Origin of the sequence: Dolichospermum sp. UHCC 0352 (assembly GCF_009711925.1) — a bacterium.
GTDB classification, from domain to species: Bacteria; Cyanobacteriota; Cyanobacteriia; order Cyanobacteriales; family Nostocaceae; genus Dolichospermum; species Dolichospermum lemmermannii.
On sequence record NZ_VIKY01000208.1, the window covers coordinates 1 to 11,543 of the forward strand.

At 38.0% G+C, this 11,543-nt stretch carries 10 protein-coding genes; 5 read left to right on the forward strand and 5 right to left on the reverse strand.

The window, feature by feature from the left end; genetic code table 11:
- Positions 1-18: 18 nt before the first annotated feature.
- Complete coding sequence (locus FJR06_RS14505) at positions 19-423, reverse strand: helix-turn-helix transcriptional regulator (protein WP_015079181.1); 405 nt, start codon at positions 421-423, stop codon at positions 19-21.
- 291 nt (positions 424-714) lie between these two features.
- Here FJR06_RS14505 and FJR06_RS23995 point away from each other — a divergent pair, with 291 nt between their 5' ends.
- Positions 715-2,589 (forward strand): bluetail domain-containing putative surface protein, encoded by a 1,875-nt coding sequence (locus FJR06_RS23995; protein WP_015079180.1) that lies wholly within the window; start codon positions 715-717, stop codon positions 2,587-2,589.
- A 651-nt stretch (positions 2,590-3,240) separates the two neighbouring features.
- On the opposite strand, the gene FJR06_RS14515 is transcribed toward FJR06_RS23995, so the two are convergent.
- Together FJR06_RS14515 and FJR06_RS14520 are read right to left on the reverse strand one after the other, a co-directional pair.
- On the reverse strand, positions 3,241-4,959 hold the full coding sequence (locus FJR06_RS14515) for an ABC transporter ATP-binding protein (protein ID WP_015079179.1): 1,719 nt from the start codon (positions 4,957-4,959) through the stop codon (positions 3,241-3,243).
- Positions 4,960-5,063: 104 nt separating this feature from the next.
- Entirely contained in the window at positions 5,064-5,666 is a 603-nt protein-coding gene (locus FJR06_RS14520) for a DedA family protein (protein ID WP_168651684.1), read from the reverse strand.
- A gap of 126 nt (positions 5,667-5,792) precedes the next feature.
- On the opposite strand from FJR06_RS14520, the gene FJR06_RS14525 reads away from it, so the two are divergent.
- On the forward strand, positions 5,793-6,575 hold the full coding sequence (locus FJR06_RS14525) for an ABC transporter permease (RefSeq protein WP_168651685.1): 783 nt from the start codon (positions 5,793-5,795) through the stop codon (positions 6,573-6,575).
- 110 nt (positions 6,576-6,685) lie between these two features.
- Here FJR06_RS14525 and FJR06_RS14530 read toward each other — a convergent pair whose 3' ends face one another.
- Complete coding sequence (locus FJR06_RS14530) at positions 6,686-7,510, reverse strand: Uma2 family endonuclease (protein WP_174783480.1); 825 nt, start codon at positions 7,508-7,510, stop codon at positions 6,686-6,688.
- A 187-nt stretch (positions 7,511-7,697) separates the two neighbouring features.
- Here FJR06_RS14530 and FJR06_RS14535 point away from each other — a divergent pair, with 187 nt between their 5' ends.
- Together FJR06_RS14535 and FJR06_RS14540 are read left to right on the forward strand one after the other, a co-directional pair.
- On the forward strand, positions 7,698-8,084 hold the full coding sequence (locus FJR06_RS14535; protein ID WP_168651686.1) for a hypothetical protein: 387 nt from the start codon (positions 7,698-7,700) through the stop codon (positions 8,082-8,084).
- A gap of 138 nt (positions 8,085-8,222) precedes the next feature.
- A complete protein-coding gene (locus tag FJR06_RS14540) occupies positions 8,223-9,899 on the forward strand; it encodes a caspase family protein (protein WP_168651687.1) in 1,677 nt (558 codons plus the stop codon).
- A 118-nt stretch (positions 9,900-10,017) separates the two neighbouring features.
- Here FJR06_RS14540 and FJR06_RS14545 read toward each other — a convergent pair whose 3' ends face one another.
- The gene (locus FJR06_RS14545; protein WP_168651688.1) at positions 10,018-10,680 is read right to left on the reverse strand and encodes a Uma2 family endonuclease; all 663 of its coding nucleotides are present in this window, start codon (positions 10,678-10,680) and stop codon (positions 10,018-10,020) included.
- A gap of 123 nt (positions 10,681-10,803) precedes the next feature.
- Between FJR06_RS14545 and FJR06_RS14550 the strand changes: the two genes are divergently transcribed.
- Positions 10,804-11,526: a pyridoxine 5'-phosphate synthase gene (locus FJR06_RS14550; protein ID WP_015079172.1), complete on the forward strand. Its 723-nt coding sequence runs from the start codon at positions 10,804-10,806 to the stop codon at positions 11,524-11,526.
- Positions 11,527-11,543: the final 17 nt, after the last annotated feature.

The window sequence follows — 11,543 nt, forward strand, 5'->3', positions numbered from 1 at the left end:
TTTAAATCTCACCCGTGTTTAGTATAATTGGTATTTTTGTTCATCTGTTCCCCGCAGTTGTTTTGATTGCAGTAGAGAAAAGGCTGTTTCTGATGAACCCAGTAATCTCAAGGAACGTACTGATGATGACCAGTTTTGCAGTAAGCTGATTTGGTTTTTTTTACGTATTTGTGCGTGTGCGGGAGAGGGGGTGGATATTACTTCAACATTGGTAGTAATTTCTCGCCAATCTAGATTTAATCTGCGACATAGTTCTTCAAAGTTGGCATAACTAACAGGTTTACCAGTCAGGAAGTTGCTAATTGTCGCTAAGGACAATCCGGTATCATTAGCCAAGGCTCTTTGGTGGGGATAGCCATTGTGCGTGAGTGCTATTTTAACTTTGTCAATGTGGTCATTATTAACGCATAGTGATCTTGACATTGCTTATCCTGGGTTAATTTATAACATCATCAGTATATATTGGATTGTCTAATTATATCTTACGTATATTCTCATCTTTATGCCGGTTAAAGATGTGGCATAGTGAATTATATTTTTAACTACGGACTATGTATTAATAAAGTTAAGTTATAAGTCACGATAAGTCAGTGCTTCTCAGTACGTAAGTCAGTATAAGGTTGGTTAGACTGGAGCTAGTGTGTTTTACTAGCAGTGCTTGGAAATAGCAATCGGATAATTTCATCTACCAAATTATTAAAGGAACATCATCTAATGTTTAACTACAATGGCAGCCAATATACTTTAACCAGTTATGGAACATGGCAAGAAGCTCAGGCTCAGGCACAGAGTTTAGGCGGAAATCTTGTCACCATTAACAATCAAGCAGAGCAGGATTGGTTAGTCAGTACCTTTGGTGTTAATCAAACGCTGTGGATTGGTTTAACAGATGAGGTGACAGAAGGCACATTCAAGTGGGTGAGTGGTGAAATATCTACTTATACTAACTGGCTTCCCGGTGAACCAAATAATGGCTGGGATGGAGAAGATTATGTAGAAATGAATTTTGGTTCTCCTGGTAAGTGGAATGATTCTTCGAGTAACCAATTCCGCAGAGGCATTGTTGAAATCACATCTCCCACTTATACCCCTATCGAATCAACTGGCAACACCAAACTAGTTAAAGATATAACAGATAAATACTTTACCCAAATAGGGACAAATACCCCAATCGCTATCAAAAACGGTGGACAACAAATCTTCCAAAATATTTACCCCGGATGGCAAACCCTAGCAGCGGAAACTGTAAATGGTGAAAACCAAGTTCTCTGGAAAAATACTGCTGGAAACTATCTGCATATTTGGCGTTTAGATAATAACTGGAATCGTGTTTCTTCTGAAGGACAATTTGCATTAAATTCTGCGGCAGCTTTCACTCAAGAAACTAATTTTGGCATAGATACCAATGGTGATGGTATTATTGGCAGTCCTTACACCACAATTGAATCATCAGGTAACACTAAATTAGTCAAAGATACCGCCAATAAGTTCTTTGCCCAAGTGGGAGAAGGTATCCCAACTGCTATTAACAATGGTGGACAACAAATCTTCCAAAATATTTACGCAGGATGGCAAACCCTAGCAGCGGAAACCGTCAATGGCGTTAATCAAGTTCTTTGGAAAAACATTTCTGGAAACTTCCTGCATATCTGGAATTTAGATAATAACTGGAATTGGGTTTCTTCTGAAGGACAATACGCATTCAATTCTGCGGCGGCTTTCACTCAAGAGACTAATTTCGGCATAGACGCTAATAGTGATGGTGTGATTGGTAGTCCTGCTGGCAATCCTTACATTCTCATTGAATCATCAGGTAACACTAAATTAGTCAAAGATACCGCCAACAAATTCTTTGCTCAGGTGGGGCAAGCTATCCCAACTGCTATTAAAAATGGTGGAGTACAAATCTTCCAAGATGTCTACGCAGGATGGCAAACCCTAGCAGCGGAAACCGTCAATGGCGTTAATCAAGTTCTTTGGAAAAACATTTCTGGAAACTTCCTGCATATCTGGAATTTAGATAATAACTGGAATTGGGTTTCTTCTGAAGGACAATACGCATTCAATTCTGCGGCGGCTTTCACTCAAGAGACTAATTTCGGCATAGACGCTAATAGTGATGGTGCTATTGGCAATCCCTCTAGTCTGACTTTGACAGGTACTAGTGGTAATGACTTCCTCGTCGGTGGTACAAATAATGATGTTCTCACTGGTGCGGGTGGTAAAGATACCTTGACTGGTGGTTTAGGCAGCGATAAATTTGTCTACCAAAATCTTACTGATTCTCTCCTAGCTAATTTTGATGTCATCACTGATTTCAACGCTACTCCAGGTAATGATTTGTTCCGTGTTTCTACGGCATTAGCTGGATTTGTGGATGTGGGAGCAGTTAATACTCTAGATGCTGCTGGTATTGGGGCAAAATTAGCAGCCTTTGGTTCAAATTACGCTGCTCAATTCAGTTTCGGGCAAAAAACCTTTGTGGCTATTAATGACGCAACCGCAGGGTTTAATGCTGCTAATGATGCCATCATTGAAGTCACAGGATTAACAGGAACATTGAATGTTAATAATTTTGTGATTGTTTAGGGGATATTCAGCAAACCATCCTGTAATTGATGCGATATGTGGGGGTTTAGCACTGCTAAACCCTTACATATATCGAAGTTAAGGTAATTCATGTTGATTTAACACTAAAATTAATAATATTGACAGGTTAACTATCACGTTTTCGTCAAATTGTCAATAGTAAATTTTTACTATCTCTCAAGTTAGATCATTTCTGAGCAAATTCATGGCTAAAATTGTTCAAGGAATAGCTATTAATTTTGTAAAGTTTTGTATCGGACTGGGAGATTGATTTCTGGAACTACTGTCAATAAAGGGTTTGAGACTAACATCTTTTTAAAGATCAAAAATTGACAATGGTAACCCAATTATGAAATTCTCCGAAATTATAGCAAATCGCGGAAAGTATTGCAACCTCGTTGATAAATAGAAAAAATTCTCAATTAATTATTAAGAAAATCTAAAGGCAAATTACTATAAGTTATAAATATCAAAAGTATTCTTAGTTTAGGATAATTTTAACTTATGATAAAGCGACGAAAACTGATATATCTGAGAAAGAACGCTGGGGATTAAACTATGAGCATATTATTGGATTATAGCGTTTGCAGTAGCGTCTCGTATCCCTTGCGAGAATTTCAGATCCCCGACTTCTTAGAGAAGTCGGGGATCTTATTGTTGAGCATAATACCGGGCATATCTCCCTTCTAAAGCTAATAATTCCTCATGATTTCCCGACTCCACAATTTGCCCTTTTTCCAACACCAAAATGCGATCGCACTTCCGCACCGTTGACAATCTATGGGCAATAATTAACACCGTGCGGTTTTCCATTAATCTTTCCAAAGCCTCTTGTACCAAAGCTTCTGATTCGGAATCTAAGGCAGATGTGGCTTCATCAAGGATCAAGATTTGCGGGTTGAGCAGGACTGCACGAGCGATCGCAATTCGCTGTCTTTGTCCCCCTGATAAATTCACACCTCGCTCTCCTACCCAAGTATGATAACCTTCCGGTAGTTGCTGAATAAATTGATCAGCATTAGCAATTTTAGCCGCTGATTCCACTGCGTTAATATCAAAAATATTTTGTCCAAAAGCGATATTTTGGGCAATAGTTCCCGAAAACATAATTGTTTCCTGGGGAACAATCCCAATCTGTTTTCTTAAACTATTTAAAGTCACATCTCGAATATTGACACCATCTATGAAAATTTCACCAAATTCAGGATCATAAAATCGAGGTAATAGATTCACAAAAGTAGTTTTACCAGCCCCAGAAGCACCAACCAAGGCAATGGCTTGACCTGGCATTACTAATAAACTAATATTATTTAATACAGGTTCTCCTGATTTATAGGCAAAAGTAATATGGCAATATTCAACTTTACCATTAACAGCAGGTAGGGTAATAGCATTGGGTTTTTCTAACACCGTTGGTTGAATTGCTAATAACTCAAAAACCCGATCAATTGATGCCTCACCTTGTTTAAATTCATTATAATTATTGGTAGTATGTCCAATAGGATCAATTAACAAAGCTGCTGCTGTTAAATAACTAAAAAATTCACCGACAGTTAAATTACGTTGAGATATTTGCCAAGTTCCTACCATTAACAAAGATAACGCACTCACAGCTTCTAAAAATCCCACAATGGGAATTTGAATCGCTTTTAATCTTTCGACTGAATATTTAGCTTTAAAACTGCGTTCTGCCTCATGACTAAATCTATCAATTTCGTATTTTTCGGCTGCAAAAGCTTGAATCAATCGAATCCCGCTAAAAACTTCCGTTAAAATAGCTGATAAATCAGAAATACGACTTTGACTTTTGAGAGAATATTTCCGTAAACGTTCCCCAAACCAACCAATTAAAATTCCCATAATTGGAGCAACAATTACCGTCGCTAAGGTAAGTTGCCAATTCAAATAAATCATGTAAATGGGAATAGCAATTAATTGCAAAACACAGGGAGTAAAATCATGAAAAAGTTTATTAATAACTTCTCCCACCCTGTCAACATCTTCCGTGAGACGATAAGATAAATCTCCAGCTTTAGCAGTTTCAAAATAGCTGAGATTGAGTTTTTGTAAATGAGTATAAACTTGTTGCCGGAGATAAAAAGCGATTCTTAACGCTGCCTTAGCCATGTATAAATCTTGTACAGACTGAAAAAAGCCGCGCACAAGAAAAATAGCAGCACTGATTCCGGCTAATTGAGCGATCGCTAATACATTACCATTCCCGAAGGGAACTGCCAACTTACCCGCGACATTAATCAGGGTTAAAGTTGCCAGTACATATCCCAAAATCCCGACAAAACCCTTAGCAATAGGTTGCCATTGGGTGCGGATATAGGGTAAAAGTTGCCAATAATTAGAACGTGTTTTCAAGTTGTCACATCCACAAAAAATATTTTCCTTTGTTTGACGCTACCAGCTTTTGGTCATATTTGGGAATAGGGATGGGTAAACTGTCATCAAAACAAAGCATTTGATCATTTATTAGCTCTATTTTCTTTAATTATATGAATAACAGATGGGAATAAAGAAACAACAACAATTAAGCCAATTATTGGTAAAAGATACTTATCTAACTGTTCCGCTGGCAAAGTTTTTCCCAGGAAAAATCCTAACAAAGTAATCCCAAATGTCCAAACAAAACCACCAATTAAGTTATAAGACATAAAAGACCGATAGTGCATAGCCCCAATACCTGCTACAATCGGCGCAAAAGTCCTCACAATTGGCATAAATCTAGCTAAGACAATTGTTTTTTTCCCATGCTTTTCATAAAAATCTTGAGTTTTCACAATATGTTTTTTACGAAATAACCAAGAATCATCCTTCTCAAATAATTTTCTGCCAAATTTATGCCCTGTAAAATACCCGACATTATCACCTAATACAGCACAAAAAAACGCACCAAAAATCAGTGCCCAAATATTTAGCAAGTTTTGAGAAGCAACAAATCCAGCCGTAAATAGTAAACTATCACCAGGGAGAAAAAACCCAATCAATAAACCAGATTCAGCAAAGATAATTCCCCATACTCCAAAATAACCCAGCGATTTAATTAATTCCGGTAAATTAAAGTGCATAAAATCCGATTTGCTTAAGAAGTTGCATTCAACATTTTAACGTTCATAAATTATAAAAATACCAAATAAGATTAAGTTTAGATAAAATTATTTTATATTCAAGAGATATTGGGGTAAAGGCGAGAAATGGCAAGATATTTAAAAGTGTTGAGATTATTTTGGAATGCTGCCATTGCGGCAGAAATGGAATATCGTATTAATTTTATCATTTCTGCTTTCAGTAGCTTAGGTAATTTAGTAGGTAGTATCTTTGGTTTGTTCCTATTTTACCGCACAGGCTACACTTTTACGGGGTGGTCATGGGACGCAGCTTTAGTAGTCTTAGGAATTTTCACCCTATTACAAGGCTTTTCGTCTACCTTCCTTGCTCCCAACTTAAATCGGATTGTGCGTCATGTCCAAGAAGGGACTTTAGACTTTGTATTATTAAAACCTATTCGTAGTCAGTTTTGGTTATCTATTCATACCCTTTCCCTCTGGGGAATACCAGATTTAATCTTAGGTTTGCTCATCATTGGCTACGCTGGTAGAAAACTTAACTTAGGAATTGACAAATACTTACTGACTATTTTTCCCTTGGCTTGCGGTTTAGTCATTCTTTACAGCCTGTGGTTTATACTAGGAGCAACAAGTATTTGGTTTGTTAAAATATACAACGTCACAGAAGTATTAAGAGGGTTTCTAGATGCTGGAAGATATCCAATTACAGCCTATCCGGCGGCTTATCGCTTCTTCTTTACCTTTATAGTTCCAGTAACTTTTTTAACAACAGTTTCAGCCCAGTCTCTGTTAGGTCAAATTCAGTTTACCTGGTGGCTAGGTGCGGGATTTTTAGCAATTGTCTTATTCTTTATTTCTACTCAGTTTTGGCGATTTGCCCTCCGTTTTTATACCAGTGCTTCCAGTTGATTATACAGCAGGAGTGAGCAGGCAAAAATTAAGATCCCCGACTTCTGCTGTCATCATCTCCAGAAATTGTGATTTGTCCTGAGAAGTCGGGGATTTGGGAAACCTAACGATTACAACATATCTGGATCTTCACCCAATTCTCGTAATCTGGCAGCCAACCTATCTGCTTTTGCCTTAGCCTCCTCCTCTCGTGATTTAGCTGCCTCTGCTTGAGATTTAGCTGCCTCTGCTTGCGATTTAGCTGCCTCTGCTTGCGATTTAGCTGCTTCCTCTGGTAATAAAACTAGATTACCAGCAACATCATAAAACCGCGCCCAAATTGTAGTTTCCCTTTCTACCGTTCCTTCCCAAGTTCCCAACCATAAACCTAAACGTCTACTCCATAGCCAACCATTTTCATTGGGGATTAACGGCTGGTACTTTTGATTATCATCTAAATGCCATCCTTGTAAAGAACGAGGATTAAATGGATCATAGACAAAATAATCCGAGGTACGAAAAGTTTGTTCATAAAGGTCTTTTTTAATACCTTTATCTATTGCTGCTGTAGAAGGTGACATTAATTCCACAATTACATCAGGATAGCGACCATTCTCGTCCCAAACCACCCAACCTTGTCGAGTGTTAGTACCATCAATATTGAGAACAGCAAAGAAATCGGGACCGCGAAAATCACGATTACGAACCTGGGTGCTGCTGTAATAAATAAACATATTGCCCCCAGTAAAATAATCATTGCGATCGCACCAAAGCTGCTGCAATGATCGGATAAGGACATTCATTCCAGTCCGATGTCTATATGATTCCAAGGGTTCACCATCATCAAATATTAAGTCTGTTGGTGGGTTATGGGTTTCACCATCGTCAAACACATAATAAGTGGATGAGTCATGGGCTTCCCTGTCCACAATGGCTAGATTCTTTTCGGTAGTCATGAGTGATTATCGCCTTTTTCATCAAGCCTAAACTTCTATAATAATCTGCCCAGAGCTTTCTCAAAGTCTTTGACTATAGCGGTAATTGCTTAAAAGTTATCAGAATTTCCGATTTTATCCAGTAAAATTACAGACAAGCGTATATTATATAGTTGGTCAACTCCTTAAAAGACTTCACAGGTGCAAAATGAGTTCAGAATCTAATGTTAAATTCACAATTACTCTTGCCAATCCAGATTTAGATGCAGAGGAGCAGGAACGGGAAACACGGAATCTGCTGCGAGACATTAATGACTTAGATGTGGAAAGTGCTGGACTTGTAGAAGTGACAGAAATACCAGAAGGAGCTAAATCTGTTGGTGGTTTTTTGGTCGGGGCTTTACAGGCTGAGGTCACTATTAGTAATTGTTATAAATTGTTGGCATGGTTGGGCGGCTTGGGTAACAAAAGTATTGAATTGGAAATTGAAGTCAACGGAAAAAAGGTGAAAGTGAAAGCCAATGGTCAGAAAGAACTAACAGCAGCACTGGAATTAGCACAAAAATTTATTGCAGCTATACTCAACACGGCTTAATTACTTGATTCTTCGGGTAGGGGTTTAGCACTGCTAAACCCCTACAAATCTGGGGTTTTCGTGATTTTATAAAAGTCCATGTCTCAACCGTTTTTAGTATAACTAAGAAATTACACAATATAAGGAAAGAATAACGAGATGGCGAAAATAGCCCTACTAATAGGAGTTAGCGAGTATGAGCCTGGTCTTACCCCGTTACCAGCAGCGACAAAAGATGTTGAAGCCATGCAGCGAGTTTTACAAAACCCAGACATTGGCGGTTTTGATGAGGTCAAAGTGCTGGTAAATCCTCCACGACAAGAAATGGAAGAAGCCATCGAAATGTTGTTTGATGATCGTCAAAAAGATGACCTCTTGCTGCTGTTTTTCTCTGGTCATGGCATTAAAGATGAAGAGGGTAATCTTTACTTTGCTACTCACAACACTCGTAAAAATTTACTACAGTCTACAACAGTATCGGCTAAAGTTGTCCATCAAGTCATGAAAAATAGCCGCTCTAAACGCGAGGTGGTGATTCTTGATTGTTGCTTTAGTGGTGCGTTTGGTAAAGAGTTATCAGCGAAAGGTGATGGTTTTGTAGATATCAAAAATCAATTGGGTGGAGAAGGGAGGGCTGTTCTCACTTCTTCAAGTTCCACTCAATATTCCTTTGAACTGCAAGGGGCAGATACCTCAACTTACACCCGCTACATAGTTGAGGGGCTGAAAACTGGTGCAGCAGACCGGGACGAAGATGGTTCGATTTCCGTTGATGAATTGCATGAATACGCCAAAAGTAAGGTTCAAGAAGCCACTCCAGGAATGAAACCGGAGATATATGCTGTCAAAGAAGGTTATAAAATTCAGCTTGCTAAAGCACCTATAGATGATCCCAAGCTCAAATATCGTCGAGAAGTTGAATATTGCGTAAGGGACGGTGAGATTGATAATCTTGGTCGTATTACTTTAGATAACCAAAAAAAAAGATTGGGACTAACACCTGACGAAGCGGCGACTATAGAGGCTGATGTTTTAAAACCTTATCAAGACTACAAAGAAAATTTACAGGAATATCAGAAAGCATTTCTCCAAACAATTAAAGGTAAATTCCGTGTTAGTGATAAAACTCGTGCTAAATTGAAACGTCTTCAGCAAGTGTTAGGACTTAGAGATGAAGATACAGCCAAAATAGAAGATTCTCACAAAAGAAAACTTAATCTAGGTAATCAATTTATAGAAATATTGAGTCTAGGAATTATTAGTTTTGCGGTAGCATGGTATATTAAGCCGGATAAAGAATGTCTTCCATGTAAGTTACCTCCAATAAAAATTACCAACCAATTTGCACAAGTTCACAATGTACCTAAAGGAAAATTTAACTACGGTGGCAGCACTTCCTGGAGTTTTATATACCCAACGTTAGAATCAGAAATTAAAAAGACTCATCCTCAATTTGATATCAACATAAAAAAGGAGTTCGTAAAAGGTTCTGGAATAGGTATTGAGAAGTTAATAGATGGTGAACTGGATTTTGCTCTATTATCTCGTGATGTTTCCTCTTTAGAGAAGGACAAAGCTGGAAAAAAGTATTTTAGTCTTAAAGCAATTCCGGTTGTTAAAAGTGGTGTAGCAGTAGCCGTTAACCCCAAATTAGAGATCACTTTGCTGAATCTTCTTGCAAAGTATCTATTAAGCAATTACAATTTTTCAATTAATGATGCAACAGGAAAAATTCAGTTTTCAAAATCAGGCGATCGCATAAACAATAGCATCTTCTTAATCAAAGTTCAACAAAAACCTGGAACTAATAAATACGAGTTTGTGCCAATTCCTTAATTTTACAACTTTACTAAATAGCGATTATACTAAACACGGGTGAGATTTAAACTTTTGCCAAATGACAAAGAACCCAGATGTGTAGGGGTTTAGCAGTGCTAAACCCCTACGTTTAGAATCAAACAATCAAGCCGTTTTGAGTATACAAATTATCCTTAACCCAACTCCTAAAATTCCGCATAGCCTGACTTCTCCCAATAGTTAAACACTGCCGTACATACTCATTAACTAATTCAATAATAGGAATATTAGGAAAATTAGGACTAGATTGAGATTTTATATATTTCCCTTCTTGTAACAAGAAAATCTCCAAACCTTGTTGTTGATATCGCCAAAATTCAGGAACTCCCAAAATCTCATAATTGTCAAATCGAGTCCGAGAAGTAATATCAATTTCAATAGCCAAATCTGGTGGTGGCTCTATATTTAAATCAATGCGATTTTTGCCAATTACAGCAGCTTGATTTTGAATATAAAAACTCGTATCCGGTTCTACAGCTTGTCTCATTCTTTCATTTTTAAGTGTTGTCGAACCAAAAGGCTCAAAATCAATTTCTAATTTATCTAATAAAATTCTGACTAATTCACCAAATATCTCTTTATCTTTTTCATGTTCAGGTAAAGGAACCATAATTTCTAACCAACCATCACTATAAGAAATACGTGCTGCACGCCTTTCTCCCATTTCTTCTAAAATATTTTCTAACTGCGGCCAACTAATATCCTTGAGTAACATTTGTTGACCAGGGTTGACAATAATTTGTTGCAGTTCTAAAAGCATATCGCCTCAGAGATTGTCAAATTTTTGAGAGTTACCTTTCTTTATAATACGATCACTCACCCCTAAAATTGGTATTTTCGCTAAAATCAACATCTAAGGATTGTTGAACAGGAGAAACCAGGCGTGCCTACACTCGGTGTAAATATTGACCATATCGCTACCATTCGCCAAGCACGGCGCACAGTAGAACCAGATCCCATAGCAGCGGCAATTCTCGCAGAACTAGCGGGTGCAGATGGCATTACAGCCCATTTGCGCGAAGATAGAAGACATATTCAAGATAGAGACGTGCGACTATTGCGGGAAACGGTGAGAACCCACTTAAACCTAGAAATGGCAGCAACAGCAGAAATGTTAGCCATAGCCCTAGATATCAAACCCGATTATGTTACCTTAGTACCGGAAAAGCGGGAAGAAGTAACAACAGAAGGTGGTTTAAATATTGTCGGACAAATTGCTAGAATAGGAGAGATAGTTGATAAGTTGCAAAATGCTGGCATTCCCGTAAGTTTGTTTATTGATGCCGAACCACCACAAATTGAGGCATCTGTCAAGGTAAAAGCCAAATTTATTGAACTGCATACAGGACAATATGCGGAAGCCAAAGACGAAACAACTCGCCAAAAAGAACTAGCTTTATTAGCCCAAGGCTGTGAACAAGCCATTAAAGCAGGTTTACGGGTGAATGCCGGTCATGGACTCACATACTGGAACGTTTACCCCATTGCCGCCCTTCCAGGCATGGAAGAACTAAACATCGGTCATACTATCATTAGTCGGGCAGCTTTAGTAGGTATTGAAAGAGCAGTTCGAGAAATGAAAGAAGCAATGCGGGGTAATTGGTAATTGGTAATTGGTAATTG

Bases quoted from the DNA above. Each gene is read 5' to 3' on its own strand.
- FJR06_RS14525 (WP_168651685.1), top strand. From the start codon at position 5,793: ATGGCAAGATATTTAAAAGTGTTGAGATTATTTTGGAATGCTGCCATT.
- FJR06_RS14540 (WP_168651687.1), top strand. From the start codon at position 8,223: ATGGCGAAAATAGCCCTACTAATAGGAGTTAGCGAGTATGAGCCTGGT.
- FJR06_RS14505 (WP_015079181.1), bottom strand. From the start codon at position 423: ATGTCAAGATCACTATGCGTTAATAATGACCACATTGACAAAGTTAAA.
- FJR06_RS14520 (WP_168651684.1), bottom strand. From the start codon at position 5,666: ATGCACTTTAATTTACCGGAATTAATTAAATCGCTGGGTTATTTTGGA.
- FJR06_RS14545 (WP_168651688.1), bottom strand. From the start codon at position 10,680: ATGCTTTTAGAACTGCAACAAATTATTGTCAACCCTGGTCAACAAATG.
- FJR06_RS23995 (WP_015079180.1), top strand. From the start codon at position 715: ATGTTTAACTACAATGGCAGCCAATATACTTTAACCAGTTATGGAACA.
- FJR06_RS14535 (WP_168651686.1), top strand. From the start codon at position 7,698: ATGAGTTCAGAATCTAATGTTAAATTCACAATTACTCTTGCCAATCCA.
- FJR06_RS14530 (WP_174783480.1), bottom strand. From the start codon at position 7,510: ATGACTACCGAAAAGAATCTAGCCATTGTGGACAGGGAAGCCCATGAC.